Raw genomic sequence first — 15,982 nt, forward strand, 5'->3', positions numbered from 1 at the left:
GATGAACTCGGCGAACTTTTCCTGACCGGGAAGATGCGCGGCGAAACAGAAGCCGTCCACTGAGGCGATTTCGCCTCTCAAGGAATCACAATCGAGGAAATCCCCATGAGCACTTTCGTGCCTGCATCGCGTGTGTCCAGAATCAAGGTTTCGCCAAGCACGGCTGCGGCAGCCCGGGCTCGCGAACTGAAGGCAGCAGGTCGCGATATTGTCGATCTGACCGTCGGCGAGCCGGACTTCGACACGCCTGATAACATCAAGGCCGCGGCGCACGCGGCCATCGACAGGGGCGAAACGAAATATACCGCGGTCAACGGCACGCCGGCGCTGCGCAAGGCCATCATCGGCGACTTCCAGCGCCGGCTCGGCCTCAGCTATGCGGACAACGAAATCTGCGTCGGCGGCGGCGCCAAGCAGATTCTGTTTCTCGCGCTGATGGCGAGCGTGGAAAACGATGCCGAGGTAATCATCCCCGCACCATACTGGGTTTCCTATCCCGATATGGTCATCGCCAACGAAGGCAAGCCGGTTATCGTCGAATGCCCGCAGGAAGCGGGCTTCAAACTGACGCCGGAGGCTCTGGAAAAGGCGATCACGCCGAAGACCTTGTGGCTGGTCCTCAACGCGCCGTCCAATCCAACGGGTGCAGCCTATGACAGGAGCGAGCTCGAAGCCCTTGGCGAGGTGCTGTTGCGCCATCCCCATGTCTTCGTGCTTTCCGACGACATTTACGACCAGGTCTGGTTCAAGGACGAGCCGATGACGACGCTGGTTGCCGTCGTGCCGGAACTGAAGGAGCGTGTTCTGCTCACCAACGGCGTCTCCAAGTCCTACGCCATGACCGGATGGCGTATCGGCTATGCGGCGGGTCCAGCCGCCTTGATCGCAGCCATCAACAAGCTGCAGTCGCAGATGTCGTCCTGCCCATCGTCGGTCAGTCAGGCCGCAGCCGCCTATGCGCTATCTTCGGATCAGTCATTCGTCGCGGAAAGCGTAAAGGTCTACAAAGAGCGCCGCGATTATGCGTGCTCACGGCTCAACGCGGTGCCTGGCCTTTCCTGCCTGGTGCCGGATGGGGCCTTCTATCTGTTTCCGAACTGCGCCGGTGTCATCGGCAAGAAGACACCCGAAGGTAAGACAATCGAGACAGACCTTGATTTTGTGCTCTATTTGCTGGATGGCGTCGGGGTCGCGGCGCTGCAGGGTGCCGCCTACGGGATATCGCCTCATTTCCGCCTCTCGATCGCAACGTCGATGGAGGCAATTACGCAAGCATGCGATCGCATCGAACGGGCTGTTGCCGGCCTGYGTTAACCGCAAAAGGCCGGTGGGACTTGCGTCCCTCCGGCCGCAGGCTTTACGTTTTCTCGTGAAACAAGAAGCCGGTGGCCATGAGCGTCGATTTCCGAAAATTGAAGAGCTTCGTAAAGATCGTCGATACGGGCAGCGTATCGCGAGCGGCAAGCCTTCTGCGGACGGCCCAGCCGGCGCTGTCGCAGCAGATTGCCGCTCTGGAGGCGCACTTCAAGCACAAGCTTCTCATCCGCAGCAATGTCGGCATTACGCCGACGGAAGCGGGGCTCATCCTCTATCGGCATGCGCAATTGATGTTGAAGCAGATCGAGCAGGCGCAGGTCGACATCGATCAGGCCGCCAAGTCGGTGGCGGGCCGCGTCTCGATCGGGCTTGCGACCTATTCCTCGTCAAGCGCCTTGTCGCTGCCGATCCTGAAGGAAATGAAAGCCAGGCATCCCCATATCGTCGTCCACATCAATGACAGTTTCGGCCAGATCCTGAGCGAACTGATCATGACAGGTAAGATGGATATGGCGCTGATCTATGCCGCCGCCCCGATCAAGGGCGTCACCCTGCAGCCATTGTTCCGCGAGGAAATGTTCCTCGTCTCGCCGCCGGGCATCCAACTCCCTGGGGATAGCAACGCGCCGCTTCCCCTCTCTGCCCTCCAGGACATCCCGCTGCTTCTTCCCAGCAAGGCACATCTGCTCCGGCGGCTGATCGACGACGCCCTGGCGAGAGCTCGGGCCACGCCTGATGTCGTCTCGGAAATCGAATCCGTTCCGGCTCTCAGCGCGGCGGTCCTCGATGGGCTTGGATCGACCATTCTCCCGGCTTCGGTGGTCACGGAGACGGCGATCTTTTCAGGCGCACAGGTGAGGGCGCTGACGAAGCCGGTGATCGACGCGACCGTGTCGCTCTGCGTCGCCGATCATCTTCCCTTGTCGGAACCTGCCATCGCTGCACGGTCGGTTCTCCTCGATGTCGTGGGCAAGCTCATGAGCAGTCACCATCCCGGAATCAGGCCGGCCTAGCCGGCGGCCGATCCTCGCAACGGCAGTCTGACGGCACATCTCCGATCCGCCATAAGCAAACCCTATAGCGGCAGACTGTAGTTGTGTTAGCCAACGCGCCGGGCATTCCCCTAACCTCCAAGCAGACACCGGGTCCGGGCATCGGATCCGCATAGCGGCGCCTGCCGCGCCGAACAGTCGCTTCGAGGACAAAATGGCAAAACTGGCTTTCGACACGGGCGGTACCTTTACCGACTTCGCGCTCCTGGACGACAAGGGCGACCTTCACCTTCACAAGGTCCTGAGCACGCCGAAGAACCCGGCGGAAGCAGTCGTACAGGGTGTGTCCGAATTGCTGGAAAAATTCGCCGGCAACATCGCCATCGAGAACCTTCAGGTGCTGGGCGCCACCACCGTCGTCACCAACGCGGTCCTCGAGCGCAAGGGCGTCGAGACGGGCTTCGTCACCACCGACGGCTTTCAGGACATGCTGCGTATCCGCAACGAAGGACGCTACGACCTCTACGACCTGAACATCAAATATCCCGACCCGCTGGTTACCCGTGCAAACAGCTTCGGCGCCAAGGAGCGTATCGCAGCCGACGGTTCCGTCATGACCGAGCTCGAGGAAGAGACGGTGCGCCAAATCGCCGGACGCCTGAAGGAGAAGGGCATCCGCTCCGTCGCCGTCTGCCTTCTCCACGCCTACAAATATCCGCAGCACGAGCAACGCGTCGCGGCGCTGCTGCGCGAAGAAGACCCCGATATCTTCGTCTCGCTCTCCTCCGAAGTCTGCCCTGAGATGCGCGAGTTCGATCGCGCCTCGACGACTGTTGTCAACGCCTATACCCGGCCGCAGATGGCCGGCCACGTCGCGCATCTGCAGCGTGAGTTCGCGGCAAAGCGCATCGATCGCCAGGTCCTCTGGATGACGTCCTCGGGCGGGCTGGTGCCGAGCCGGCGTGCTGCAGAACTGCCGGTACGCCTCATCGAGTCGGGCCCGGCGGCGGGTGCCGTGGCCGCTGCCGAGTTCGGCCGCACGGCGGGCGAGGCGAGCGTCTTGTCCTTCGATATGGGTGGCACGACCGCGAAGCTCTGCCTGATCCCGGACGGTGAGCCGAATGTCGGCACCGATCTCGAGGTCGCCCATTATCAGCGCTTCCGCAAGGGGTCCGGTTTCCCGCTGAAGATCCAGTCGATCCAGATGATCGAGATCGGCGCGGGCGGCGGTTCGATCGCCGCCAAAAACCCTCTCGGCCTGCTCGACGTCGGCCCGCACTCCGCGGGCGCCATGCCCGGACCGGCGGCCTACCAGCGCGGCGGCACCCAGCCGACCGTCACGGATGCCGACATCCTGCTCGGATACATGGGCACCGAATCCTTCGTTGGCGGCTCGTTCAAAGTGTCCAAGGAAGCCGCCCACGAAGCGATGGCCAAACTTGCCGACTCGCTCGAGGTTTCGGTCGAGCGCTGCGCATGGGGCATCCATGACCTCGTCAACGAATCCATGAGCAAGGCGGCCGCCATGCATGCGACCGATCTCGGCGTCGATCCCCGGTCGCTGCCCATGGTCGCGTTCGGCGGCGCCGGTCCGGTCCACGCCTATGGCATCGCCCGCAAGCTCGGCATTTCCCGCATCATCTGCCCGACCGGTGCAGGCGTGAGCTCGGCGATCGGCCTGTTGATCGCTCCGGTGGCAGTCGATCTTTCCGCAAGTCATCCGATGGCACTCGACGCCTGGAATATGGATGCCATGAACCGGCTGCTGGACGAGCTTTCGGCCCAGGGCGCCGAAGTCGTGTCGGCAGCGGGCGTTCCGAAGGATACGATCAGCAACCGCTACACCGTCGACATGCGCCACGTCGGCCAGGGCCATGAAATCACCGTGGTTCTGCCTGACCGGACCCTGCCGAAGGAGGAATTCCTCAGTGAGCTCCGCGGCAATTTCTTCAAGCTATACCGCGAACTGTTTGGCCGTACCGTTGCCGCTCCGCTGGAGGTCATCACCTGGCGCCTACGCGCCGGCGGCGAAAAGGATCAGGTCACGCGCCCGCACGAGACCGTCGTTGCCGACGCGAAGAAGGGCAGCCGCAAGGTCTATTTCCAGGAGATCGGCAGCGTTGTCGAGACTGCGGTCTACGACCACTACAAGCTTCCTGTGGGTAAAGAGGTCAAGGGCCCGGCAATCGTCGAGCAGCGGGAATCAACTGCTGTCGTCGGCCCAAGCGGCGTCTTCCATGTGGATGCCCATGGCAACCTCGTGATCAACATTCACTAAGGGGTACTCAGATGTCGAAACCCGCCACCGATTTCAACGACCCGATCAACCTTCAGGTCATGTGGAACCGTCTGATCTTCATCGCGGACCAGGCCGACAACGTCCTCGGCAAGACGGCATTCTCGCCGATCGTCCGCGAGAACCACGACTACGTGACCGTCCTCCTGGACAACAAGGGACGGGCGCTGGCGCAATGCACCTGGTCGATCCCGGTCTTCATCACCTCGCTCCCGGCGGCGGCCCAGAACTATTTCCTGCCGAAGTTCCCGGCAGACAAGCTCGAAGAGGGCGACGTGCTGGCGACCAACGATCCGGAAATCGGCACCGGTCATCTTCCCGATGTCACGATGATCACGCCGATCTTCAAGAACGGCAAGGTCGTCGCCTATGCCGGGTCCATCGCTCATCTTCCCGATATCGGCGGCGCCCCTTTGCATTCCGAAGCGAGCGACATCTACGAAGAGGGCATCCGCTTCCCGATTATCAAGCTGCTGAAGGCCGGCGTTCCGAACCAGGACGTCTTCGACATCATCGAAGCGTCGGTACGCCTTCCGACCGAAGTACGCGGCGATCTCGAGTCGATGATCGCTGCCAACAACGTCATGGGCCGCGAACTCGTCAAATTCCTGGATGAATACGGTCTCGACGACGTCGAGGGCCTGGCGACCGCCATCCATTCCCGCTCCGAAGCGCAGACCCGCAAGGCGATCCGGGAATGGCCGAACGGCAGCTACGCAGCCGAGGTTCTGCTTGATGGTTACGATGTCGACGTGACGCTGAAGGCTTCGGTGATCATCAAGGACGACTCGATCCATGTCGATTACACCGGCACCTCCGATCAGGTTCTGCACTCGATCAACTGCCGGACGAACTATCGCTATGCCCATTCGGTCTATGCTCTGAAATGCCTGCTCGACCCTGAGACCCCGAATAACGAGGGCTGCATCGTCCCGATCACCGACGAGGCTCCGCTCGGCTGCATCCTCAATCCGCAGCACTGGACGGCGGGCAATTCGCGGAACCTGATCGGGCACGTCATTCCTTCGCTGATCTTCAAGGCGCTCGAAGGCGTCGTGCCCGAGAAGGTTATGGGCGACAGCGGCGGCGCGCCGATCTGGGCCGCCAATTGCGTCGGTCAGCGCAACGACGGCACGCAATATGGCTCCGTCCAGAATTTCCACGGCGGGCAGGGCGCGCGCGCAGAGCTCGATGGTCTGGACACGCTGAGCTTCCCCTCGAACTGCAAGGTAACGGCCATCGAGATGTTCGAGGTTGCCGTGCCCGTGCTGACGGAGCGGAAGGAACTGATCGCGGACTCGGGTGGAGCAGGCAAGCATCGCGGCGGTCTCGGCCAGCGAGTCGTGCTCCGCAACCTCGGCAAGAGCCCGATGAACATCTATCTCGCTTCCGAGCGTGTCCGCCATCCCTGCTTCGGCGTCGTCGAAGGGCAGAGCGGATCGGCAGGAAAGGTCATGAAGGACGGCAAGCCCCAGTTCCCGAAGGGCAAGGTGGTCCTGAAGACGGGCCAGCGCCTCGAGGTAGAGACGCCTGGCGGCGGCGGTTGGGGACCTGCGAGCGATCGTTCGTCTGCACTCATCGAGCAGGATCTTTCCGAAAACCTGATCACGGCGAAGGCTGCGAAGGAAATTTACGGCTATTCTGGCCCGATCGCTGCTGCGGCCGAATAGGGGAAACCATGGGACTTCTTCAAGGAAAAATCGCTCTGGTAACAGGAGCCGGCTCCGGCATCGGTCGCGAGACCGCCCTGCTGCTGGCAAAGGACGGCGCCACCGTCGTGCTGACCGGGCGGCGGATCGAACCGCTGCGCGAGGTGGCGGCCTTGATCGAAGAGGCTCATGGCAAGGCCGTCGCGCGTGCGCTCGATATCGAGACGCGTGAAGAGATCTTTGCGGCCGTGACGTGGATCAAGGAGAGCGTCGGACCCGTCGACATCCTGGTGAACAATGCCGGCAGCGCAAGCAAGGTGCTGAACGCGCGTTTCTTGAGCGAGGCTGAGTGGGCCTCCACCCTTAACATCAATCTGACCGCCGTCTTCAACCTGACCCAGGCGGTCCTTCCGGACATGATCGCGAGCGGTGAGGGAACGATCATTACGGTCTCTTCACTCGCGGTGATCAACCCCAACCTGCTCGGTGGCGCGGCCTATGGTGCGGCCAAGGCCGGCGTGAAAAACTTCATGACCTTCCTGCACAACACCTATCGCAATCAGGGGATCCGGGCGACGACGATCCTGCCCGGCGAGACGAATACGCCGATCATGGACAATCGCGCGCGGCCTCCTCTGGAGGAGGAACGTGCCGTCATGATGGATCCTCATGACGTCGCCCGTGCGATCGTCCTCTGCGCCAGCCTGAACAAGAGCGCCGTGATCCCCGAGCTTCACATCTGCCCGACATTCATGCGGGACACGTCAGCGGATATCGAAATTGCGCGTTGGGTCGGAGCGCCGGCCGATACGCCGGATATGCCGAAAAAATAGAATTGGGAGGACCTTGATGAACGGAGCCAAATTGCGCGCCCGGCTGGTGGCCGGCGAGGCAGTCACCATGTATACGCCGCACCACTCCTCGTCGGGCCTGGCAGCCCGGCTGGTGGAACTCGGCGCCGATTCCGTCTTCGTCGACTGCGAACACGGAACCTGGAGCTTCGACGATGTGCGCATGACTGCACAGATTGTCCGTTCTGTCGGCGGAGCGGCGATCGTTAGGCCGCATTCGCACGAACGCCCGATCCTCATCAGGTATCTCAATGCGGGCGCTGACGGCATCATGGTCCCGATGGTGGACACGGCGGAGCAGGCTCGCGCCATCGTCGATGCCGTCCGTTACGCTCTTCCGTCCGACTTCGACAAACGCCTGGTGGTGGCGATGATCGAGACGGTGGATGCCATCGACAATCTCGACGAGATGCTGGAGGTCGACGGCATCGACGTCTTCTTCATCGGGCCTGGCGATCTCTCGCAGAATATGGGCTATCCGCCGGCTCCGCCCTTCGGCGAGCCGCGTCCCGAAGTGGTCATGGACAAGGTCTCGGTCGCCGTCGACAAGATCCGCGATGCAGGCAGGGTTGCAGGCACGCTTGTTACCACCGATGAACTGCCTCATTGGCTGCAGAAGGGTGTTCAGTTCTTCTACATCCACACCGATCCCTTCCTGCGCCGCGGGATTGCCGGCATCAGGCAGACGCTCGCGCGATAGCAGGCGGAACTGGGCCACCTTTTCTGAGGCAYCTGCTGCACGGTTTCGCGCGACATGGTCTAAAGCAATTCCAGGAAAAGCGTGAAGCGGTTTTTCGTCCGGAATTGCGTAAAAACAAAAGGCTAGGGCGGTTCCGCGCTTCCGCCAAAAGCTGAACAGCTCTAGCTTGCTTTCCAGTTCGCATTATCGGGGATCGACCGCTGAGGCACGACGACCTGGATGATGGACGGACTGTTCAGGTTTTCTTTGGCGCCATTTATGGCTTCCGCCAGTTCGCCATAGGTGTCCACCTTCCAGCCTTGGCAGCCAAAAACCTCTGCCAACTTGCTGTAATTCCATCGGTGCAGGATGCATGAGTTGTAGAACGGCTTGTTGCCATGGAAAACCGATGCATCGGCAAGCCATTGCTCCACGCCATAGATGCCGTTGTCCATCACGAARATGATCGGGTTGAGATTGAAGCGGGTTTGTGTCGAGAGGCATTGAGCGGTCATCTGAAACCCGCCATCCCCCGCAAAGACCAGTAGCCTCTGTTTATCTTGCTTCGCCAGCGAAACGCCGGTCGCGGCCGGGCCGATATACCCGATCGCCGAATAGGATGATTGTACGATGAAACCGCGGCGAGCACCGACTTCAAGAAGCAGGCTCCCGAAATAGTTCAAACTCGCGTCGGCACCAACGATAGTATTTCCGTCGATCTGCTGCTGAATGAAATCGTAGAAGCCCTGATAGGTAATTTCGCCTGCCGGATTCACGACCGGCGCTTGCCGGGCTGTTTTCGCCGGAAGACTTTGGGCTTTGCACGTCAGCCTCTTGTCAATCAAGCCGTTGACGAGATCCGCCAGCGAAACCTCTGCGTTGAAGATCGTGCCATATTTCACTGTATCCCAGGAGGCGAATGCGGTTTTATCGAGATCGATAGGCCAACCCAAATCATTGATATCAGTCAACCAGACGCCCAGCGCCAATACGAAGTCGGAGTCTTTGACCAACGACTGGACATAGGGTGACGACGATTCGCCATCAAACACCCCGGCAAATTGGACATCGTCTTCCGATAGGATGGCCTTGCTCAAAAGCTCGGTCACATAGGGAATTTTGAGGTCCCGAATGAGCCGTTCCGCCTGGTCGTGAAGGCCAAACCGGTCGATCTCGACACCGATCCAGATCAGGGGTTTGGTGGCATTTTGCAATCTTTCGCTGATTTGCGTGATCGACTGATTGAGACTGCCCTCGTCGGATATGTCTGGCGCCGCCTTTAATGCATTCGACGGGCGCGCGCATTCCAGGTCCACCATATCCTCCAGCAACTCGATATAGACCGGACGTCTTTCCGTGATGCACTGCGTCAGCGCATAATCTATGAGCATAGGCGCAAGATGAGGGCTATCGATGCGGACGGCAGCGGCCGTTATGTATTCGAACACCTGAAGATCCGTTTCCCGCCCGCTGATGAAGTGATGCGAACTGTAGCCGGTTTGTTCGAATGTGAGCGTTTTCTTGATGCTTGGCGCACCGTTGATCAGAACGACCGGCACTTTCTCGACGTAAGATCCGGCGATCGCATTTGTTGCGCAAAGCGAGCCTGCGGAATAGGTAACGCAAAGCGCACCAATTCCTTTCAGTCTCGCATRGCCGTCAGCCGCATAACCGGCATTCAGTTCATTCACCTCTTCGATGACCTGAATACCGCTTTTCTCGACATAACTGTTCACCCATTCGATCGAATAATCGCCCGCTACGGAAAACAGGTGCCCCAGGCCCAGTTCACGAAGTCTGTCGACTAGATATTGCCCAACCGTGTATGTATCGCCCATGTTCCAACGGCTCCCCTGTTGACGACAATTGACGTATTAAAACTCGCTCGCGTTATCGAATAAGCGCGGTATGTATATGTCGAATATTCCGGGGCATTTTCGTTCGGGAAATCTTTCCAGCATGAAGCGCTTGAAAGCATCATTGGTGAGTCCGTTGCCGGCGGCCTCCATGGCGACGGACAGATACTCTATATTTTTGGCAACCTCGTTCTTGTCAGCCGGAAAGCCGTGACCGGGAAGGAACAGGTCATAGTCGGACAGCAGCATACCCTGCAAAATCCCAATCCAATGCTCCATGTATTTCGTCAGATAAAGGTGCGTTCCGCTGTAGATCAGGTCTTGCGCAATAAAAACGCCGACGTCCGGAAGACCGATGGTGAGAAGAAAATCGATCTCCGTATCAACGACTTCATCAAATATGTATTTGACTCCGTCGATGATTTCCGCGCCGGCGCGGACAGTTTTTTCGGGGATTACCAAGCTCTTCGGAGCGAGATCGCCCATTTTCCAATGGTCATTGACGGAATCTTGTCCGTGCTGCCTCAGGAACTCTTTCGTTTCCGGCAATGTATAAATCGGAATGTCGCTGAATGCGGCTCCCAGGCCAAACCAGTGGTCGGGGTGCCTGTGCGACAGGTAGATCCGGTCGATCTCCTTGCCGATACTGTTGGCATACTCCCTGAATTGCAGCGCATAGGGAACGAGGAATTGCCCATCGACAAGAACAAGCTTGTTCCTGCTTTCGATTATGTGCGTTGCATTGGCGATGTTGTCATCCGTGAAAGCTGAAATGAAAGTATGAATACGGACATCGCCTGCTCGCCTGACGATTTTAATGGGATCCGGCAATTGCGTGACCATAGGTATCTCCCTGATTGAAGGTCGTTTGCTAAGGTTTGATGTTCACCCCGGCATGGCGGAGATGAGGGCTCCCCTGGCCAACATTCCCGGGTTGTTCCAACATGTGCGCCCGAGCGCCATCACGGATGAGATCAACGGCCTCGGGACGCGATCTTTTCCTCCAATGTCTTCAGGGCGGCGCGCGCAACGTCGTAGGCGCTGTCGACGCCCGCCTCCGGCGCGTCCTCACCGGGCCGCCAGAAGCGTCTGCGCGTCATTCGCATCGAGCTCTCGAAGGGTGGAATCGCGTTGAAGACTTCAACGAGATAGGGGCCGGAATAGACCGGCTCGATTTCGTCCAGCATGATCTCCCAGGGAATCCAGCTATCTCTAACAGCGCCCCGGTCCGGCGCTGAGATGTGAACGTAATTCAGCCGCTTCCGCTGTACGGCACGGGCGACATTTTTCCTGAAGATTGCCGGCCCCTGGCTTTCCATCACGACCTGGGCTGTATCGATCGTGACGCCACAGACCGGAATGTCGGCGCTTTCGAGAAAATCCAGCGCTTCCGAGACCATGGTCGGCCCGGGCGTTTCCCAATTCTTGACGGGTTCGATGGCGAGCTTCACCCCTTTCCGCGCAGAATATTGCGCCAATTCCTGGAATATGGAGGCCGCCGCCGCGTATCGTGGCTTCATCCAATCCTGAAGCGCATCGCTCCAGATCCCTTCGCCGTCATCCGTCAGCGGAAAGATACCATAGGGGTACAGGAACGGCCCTGACATGATCGTATTCTCCCCGCCCAGCACCGAGGTGATGTCGACGCGGGATTTGAGATAGGACAGAGCCTGCTTGCGCTGTTCCTCGTAAGGCGAGGTCGGATCGAAGGTTCGCGTGGTCCCCACATTGGTTGTGAACTTCACATCCCGGAAGCCCGCCTGATCGAACGCCCTCTTGAGGCTGATATAGCTTTCGACCTCGGTGTGATGACCGACATGGGCCGGTCCTGGGGCGATATGCACATCGAAGCCGGTGTAGCCGATCTCGGTCAGAGCTTTCAGATGTCTGACGAGAACCTGGGTATAGCCCGCGTCATTCGGCCTCAAATCGGCTGTAAACATAAAGAAGCTGAAATATATATCTCGCCTGCGTGCCTCTTCCATCTTCATCGCTCCAGCTGTCGCTATCCAGTAATGCGTGGTTCAGGATGATGTCTCGCCCGACATTGTCATGAGGCGAGATCCGTCCCCACCTCCTCCACATCGCCATCGGGCTGAAACAAACACTCCGCGCCGGGCTACCATCCAAGCAGCTTGCGCAGATATTCGCGGCCCATTTTCGCGTATTGCAGCGGATTGGCCTTGGCCGGGTCCTGCTCTGCTTCGACGCAGATCCAACCGGCGAAATCCGCCTCGGCCAACGCATCGAGGATTTCCGGAAAGGTCTCTATGGAGCCGTCGCCCGGGACGGTGAAGATCCCCGCCTCGATCCCTTGCTGGAAGGACAATTCTCCGGTGTGCATCTCCCTAACCACCTTGGCGCGAAAGTCTTTCAGGTGAACATGCTTGATGCGGTGGGCGTATTTTCTGGCCAGCGCCAGCGGATCGACACCGGCAGCCGCCTGGTGCGCGGTATCGAGAAGCATGTTCACCAGGCGCGGATCCGTCTCGTCCATGAGCCGGTGGATCGCTTCCGTCTTCATCACCCCGGTCCCCAGATGCGGGTGATAGCAGAGCCGGCGGTTACGGGCCTTGGCTTTCTCTCCCGCCTCATGCAGGCCTTCGATCARCTGCTTCCACTGGTCCTCGGAGAAATCGGGGCAATTCGGAAACAGGGCAACGGGGAGCGGATTGACCGCTCCGCCAAACTCGGCGACGACCAGATCGGCCCTGCGTGGATCGTCGCTGCCGCCTTCCATGGCTTCGAGGAAGTCGAGCTGAGCATCGACATTATCAAGCGTATGACGCTTCATCGCATTGATGGTGAAATAGGTGCTCACCCAAGGCTCGGAAATCCGCAATCCCCTGAGTTCGAGGACAGGCCGCAATATTTTCGGATCCGTCGGATATTTATGACCGACACCGCATCCGACATAGCCGGCGAGTGCCATTTCACTCAGAGCCTGCTCGTAGGGGATGCCGATGTCGATATTGATGAAATCGTCATTCCACCAGAGCGTGGGGATGACGCCGAGCCAGACCTTGGCGGGCGTCAGTCGATGCAGATGTGTTGTCATGGCAATCATCCAGTTCTTTGAAGACAAGCGGAAATGGCGTCAGGTCAGGTTTTGGAATCGAGAGCCGCAAAAGCTGGAATTTTCGGTGRAAAGGCCCAGGAGCCGAAACCAGGCCCCTTGGCGCCTGCGGGGTGGGCTCCGATCGCCTTCCAGAGCAGACCCTCGACATAGGCATCGGGAGAAACGACGAAGGTGGTATTCGCAGCCCTGGGGCCAAAGCGCTCCGTCCAGGCGGAGGACAGCTCGAACCAGGTGCCGGAATACCAGAGCTTGATCAGCGCGCGGGCCACGTCTCCCAGCAATTCATTGCCCAGAATGGTCGTGCGCACTGCCTGGATACGGGCCTCACCTTCCGGCGGTGGCAGGGCGGTGAAAGCGGCCAGCAGCGCCTCGGCGACCTCGCCGCCGACCACCTTGTCGAGCGTGGCGAGATAACGTTCCGCCAGGCCCGTTCCCAGAAGATCGAACTGGGAGAAGGCCGTCAATTCGACGGAAAGACCGAGAAATGCCTCGAAACGGTTGCTCATGCGTTCACCTCCGCCTGCCGGGTGACGGCTGACTGTTTGATACCGCCGGGGATCTCATAGGTGGGGCTGCCGTTCTTGTCGGGATGTTTCGGCAGGGGATTGCGGATGAGTTCGAGGATCATGTTGCGGAATTCGAACATCATCGGAACGGCTTCCAGCAGCAGGCTCGGCTGACCGTTATAGGCACGCGTCAAAAGCTGGAGAAATTCGCCATAGCGCGTGTTGAAGGCGATCGCCGCCTCACGCAGTTCCGAGCCTTCGTATATGTCCTTCACTTTCAGGTTCTCTTTTATGGGATAGGCGCCTTCCCAATCGACCTGCAACTGCGGACCTGTGGGGTGTCCGGGCTGGTCGCCCTTCTGGTAGTAGCGGCCTTTGACCAGTTCCTCGAAACGGTAGTAGTGGGCCAGTTCGTGGTCGTCATCGTCGTAGATACCGCCACCGTCGCCTTCGCCCTGTTCAATGATGAGGTCGATGGCTTCCAAGGCGCTTTTGAGATCGGTCACGGGAAACAACTCGCCGCCGCCGGAATAATAATATTCCGAGCTGATCTGGCGCGAACTGTCGCCGGTAAAGATGGTTGTGCCCGCCCCATGCGCTTCGGCTTCCAGGTATTTGATGCCCTCCGCGATGGTCGAGTAGAACTCACCGATACTGAAGAAATGGAGGTCCTCATGCCTTGGGTGGCTGGCAAGCGCGGTGATATCAGGGGGAGTTTTGCGATATATCAGGCCCTTGCCGACGAGATGTTCAGGACGCTGAGCCGGCCGCTCGATTTTCAGGAAAGTCGCCAGCGCCTCACGGCTGAAAGCCTGGATACTGACCTTGAAATCGGTCTCACCGTCCGGCAGGGCTGCGGGATAGCGGGCTACGAAGTCCGGCCTGACAAGATCCGGCGTGCCGCCGATGGCATTGAGAATATTGGCAGCAATAGTCAGATGCAGCATTTCTTCTACGACGATCACGCGCAGAACCTGGGTCGCATCCTTGTTGACGCCGGGCTTGATCGAGTAAAGCGCCGTCAGATACGGCGGAATCGTCGCATGTTCGAGCTGCATCGCCCGATAGAGAAACTCTTTCAGCTCATCGAGCGTCTTAATGCTGTAGGAATACATGCTCAAGCTCCATGAAAGATAAGTTGGGTGCACAGGTCGGCTTCGTGTCGCTTGCGTCGAGCCCATCGGTTCGTTCCGCGCAGCGGATGCCGGTCTTCATTCAATGCAGAGACTTCAGAATGTCGCGGCCGCTTCGGAAGCACATGGCGGCCAGCGTCAAGGTGACATTGGCCGTGCCAATCGTCGGCATGCTGCCGCCGCCCACGAGATAGAGGTTTTCGTGGTCCCAGCTGCGCTGGTTCTTGTCCACGACGGAATTGGTCTTCGTCGTTCCCATGATATGGGTGCCGGCCAGATGATTGCCGCCGCGGATCGCATAGCCTTGCCCCTCATAGGCCACATAGCCGAAATCGCTGGGGTCGTATTTGGTATGATCCTGCGCGCCCAGACGCGTAAAGACGGTGCGCGCAAACTGGCGGCCATAGGCGGCACCCTTCATGGTATATTCCGGAACCGTGAAGGACAGGATGGGCCGCATGTTGCCCAGAGCATCGGTATATTGCGGATCCACCGCGATGCGGTTGCTTTCGACGGGCATGACCTCGATCATGAATGCCAGCAGTAACTGCCGCGAAACCTGGTCGATCATGCCGCGCCGAAGATCCGCCCCGTAGAGGTTGTGATCATCCACCAGTTCGAGAAGGTCGGAGGTCGGCGCACCCGTGGCCCAACCCCAGCCGTCGTTATGGATATCGATGGCGAAGGCGGCCTGCCTTTCCCGGAAAGGGCCGTCCCGCAGGTCCACGATACCGCCCGTCGAACTGGTTCCGCGCATCGTGCCGCAGATTTCCGGCATCAGCGCCCAGTTCAGCAGATAGGCGTGGTCCATCAGATTGCGTCCGACAAGACCGCTGGTGCTGCGCAGGCCGGAGGCCAGCATGAGACGCGCCGTTTCGATCGCGCCTGCCGCAAGCACGAAAACCTTGCCCYTCACGGTGATGGTCTCGTGGGCCGGTGAGGCCGGGTCCTTGTAAATCTTCACCTCGAGAGAGCGGACTTTCCCGCTATCCGGATCGATGTYGACCTTCGATGCGACCGCCTGCGGCAACAGTTCGACAAGCTGCTCGCCCCTTTTCCCGTTTACCGCGAACGCCTTGGCAAGCGTTTTGCCGGAGTGGTAGCGCGCTTGCACGGGACAGAGCGGTACGCAGTTGGTGTTGCCCTGGCAGCGACCGCCCTCTTCGACCTGATGCGTATCGACTGCGCCGATGGGGCGGTAGCCCTTCCCACCGTCATAGGCCGGGTTCGGTATGCTGTTGCGCCCCTGCGGATAGGGCCTGACCTTCAGGGGATAGGTCTTGTCGTAAAGTTCGACACTGGTGCCTTCGATGCCCTTGTTGACCTGCTGATCCAGATAGGAAAGCGGCAGGCCGCGCATGGGAAAGACATAGTCGCCCGGGAAGGTCTGCCCCAAATATTGCTGATCTTCGACATCCGCCGATACGCCGATTTCCCGCTCGGCCAGGCGGTAATCATCCTCGACTTCCTCAAAGCTCAGCGGCCAGTCCAACCCTTGGCCGAAAATGGTGCGCGTTTTGAAATCCGAGCGAAGCAGGCGGGGCGTTTTCGCCTCCCAGTGCATGGTCGTTCCGCCGAAAATGCGGGTATATGTCGTATCGCTGACATAGGGGCCGGATTGAAC

13 protein-coding genes are annotated in these 15,982 nt (G+C 59.5%); 6 read left to right on the forward strand and 7 right to left on the reverse strand.

Annotated features, from left to right (window positions below):
• Positions 1–105 precede the first annotated feature (105 nt).
• The 6 genes from AC1D1Z_RS26930 (at position 106) to AC1D1Z_RS26955 (ending at position 7,805) form a co-directional block, all read left to right on the forward strand.
• Positions 106–1,314, forward strand: a complete 1,209-nt coding sequence (locus AC1D1Z_RS26930) for an aspartate transaminase (RefSeq protein WP_477852124.1) — start codon at positions 106–108, stop codon at positions 1,312–1,314.
• A 77-nt stretch (positions 1,315–1,391) separates the two neighbouring features.
• The gene (gene nac / locus AC1D1Z_RS26935; protein WP_018245436.1) at positions 1,392–2,330 is read left to right on the forward strand and encodes a nitrogen assimilation transcriptional regulator NAC; all 939 of its coding nucleotides are present in this window, start codon (positions 1,392–1,394) and stop codon (positions 2,328–2,330) included.
• A gap of 193 nt (positions 2,331–2,523) precedes the next feature.
• Positions 2,524–4,587 (forward strand): hydantoinase/oxoprolinase family protein, encoded by a 2,064-nt coding sequence (locus AC1D1Z_RS26940; protein ID WP_018245435.1) that lies wholly within the window; start codon positions 2,524–2,526, stop codon positions 4,585–4,587.
• A gap of 11 nt (positions 4,588–4,598) precedes the next feature.
• Entirely contained in the window at positions 4,599–6,275 is a 1,677-nt protein-coding gene (locus tag AC1D1Z_RS26945) for a hydantoinase B/oxoprolinase family protein (RefSeq protein WP_018245434.1), read from the forward strand.
• Between the two features lie 8 nt (positions 6,276–6,283).
• Positions 6,284–7,087 (forward strand): SDR family oxidoreductase, encoded by an 804-nt coding sequence (locus AC1D1Z_RS26950; protein ID WP_018245433.1) that lies wholly within the window; start codon positions 6,284–6,286, stop codon positions 7,085–7,087.
• Between the two features lie 16 nt (positions 7,088–7,103).
• Positions 7,104–7,805, forward strand: a complete 702-nt coding sequence (locus tag AC1D1Z_RS26955; RefSeq protein WP_018245432.1) for an HpcH/HpaI aldolase family protein — start codon at positions 7,104–7,106, stop codon at positions 7,803–7,805.
• A gap of 161 nt (positions 7,806–7,966) precedes the next feature.
• On the opposite strand, the gene AC1D1Z_RS26960 is transcribed toward AC1D1Z_RS26955, so the two are convergent.
• From AC1D1Z_RS26960 to AC1D1Z_RS26990, 7 genes are all read right to left on the reverse strand, one after another.
• Positions 7,967–9,622, reverse strand: a complete 1,656-nt coding sequence (locus AC1D1Z_RS26960) for an alpha-keto acid decarboxylase family protein (RefSeq protein WP_477852126.1) — start codon at positions 9,620–9,622, stop codon at positions 7,967–7,969.
• A gap of 36 nt (positions 9,623–9,658) precedes the next feature.
• A complete protein-coding gene (locus AC1D1Z_RS26965) occupies positions 9,659–10,483 on the reverse strand; it encodes an MBL fold metallo-hydrolase (protein WP_018245430.1) in 825 nt (274 codons plus the stop codon).
• 131 nt (positions 10,484–10,614) lie between these two features.
• Positions 10,615–11,631, reverse strand: a complete 1,017-nt coding sequence (locus tag AC1D1Z_RS26970; RefSeq protein ID WP_018245429.1) for a sugar phosphate isomerase/epimerase family protein — start codon at positions 11,629–11,631, stop codon at positions 10,615–10,617.
• Positions 11,632–11,759: 128 nt separating this feature from the next.
• Positions 11,760–12,698 carry a myo-inosose-2 dehydratase gene (gene iolE, locus AC1D1Z_RS26975; RefSeq protein WP_026188668.1) on the reverse strand — a complete coding sequence of 313 codons (939 nt, stop codon included), beginning with the start codon at positions 12,696–12,698 and terminating at the stop codon, positions 11,760–11,762.
• A 44-nt stretch (positions 12,699–12,742) separates the two neighbouring features.
• On the reverse strand, positions 12,743–13,225 hold the full coding sequence (locus AC1D1Z_RS26980; protein ID WP_477852127.1) for a hypothetical protein: 483 nt from the start codon (positions 13,223–13,225) through the stop codon (positions 12,743–12,745).
• Complete coding sequence (locus AC1D1Z_RS26985) at positions 13,222–14,340, reverse strand: ferritin-like domain-containing protein (protein WP_018245426.1); 1,119 nt, start codon at positions 14,338–14,340, stop codon at positions 13,222–13,224. The genes AC1D1Z_RS26980 and AC1D1Z_RS26985 overlap by 4 nt, the downstream gene beginning before the upstream one ends.
• 100 nt (positions 14,341–14,440) lie before the next feature.
• Positions 14,441–15,982 (reverse strand): GMC oxidoreductase (locus AC1D1Z_RS26990; protein ID WP_477852128.1); only part of this gene is annotated, 1,542 nt, incomplete at its 5' end.

The organism is Rhizobium sp. P1_E1 (assembly GCF_056406015.1).

Bases quoted from the DNA above. Each gene is read 5' to 3' on its own strand.
- nac (WP_018245436.1), top strand. From the start codon at position 1,392: ATGAGCGTCGATTTCCGAAAATTGAAGAGCTTCGTAAAGATCGTCGAT.
- AC1D1Z_RS26940 (WP_018245435.1), top strand. From the start codon at position 2,524: ATGGCAAAACTGGCTTTCGACACGGGCGGTACCTTTACCGACTTCGCG.
- AC1D1Z_RS26945 (WP_018245434.1), top strand. From the start codon at position 4,599: ATGTCGAAACCCGCCACCGATTTCAACGACCCGATCAACCTTCAGGTC.
- AC1D1Z_RS26950 (WP_018245433.1), top strand. From the start codon at position 6,284: ATGGGACTTCTTCAAGGAAAAATCGCTCTGGTAACAGGAGCCGGCTCC.
- AC1D1Z_RS26955 (WP_018245432.1), top strand. From the start codon at position 7,104: ATGAACGGAGCCAAATTGCGCGCCCGGCTGGTGGCCGGCGAGGCAGTC.
- AC1D1Z_RS26965 (WP_018245430.1), bottom strand. From the start codon at position 10,483: ATGGTCACGCAATTGCCGGATCCCATTAAAATCGTCAGGCGAGCAGGC.
- AC1D1Z_RS26970 (WP_018245429.1), bottom strand. From the start codon at position 11,631: ATGAAGATGGAAGAGGCACGCAGGCGAGATATATATTTCAGCTTCTTT.
- AC1D1Z_RS26985 (WP_018245426.1), bottom strand. From the start codon at position 14,340: ATGTATTCCTACAGCATTAAGACGCTCGATGAGCTGAAAGAGTTTCTC.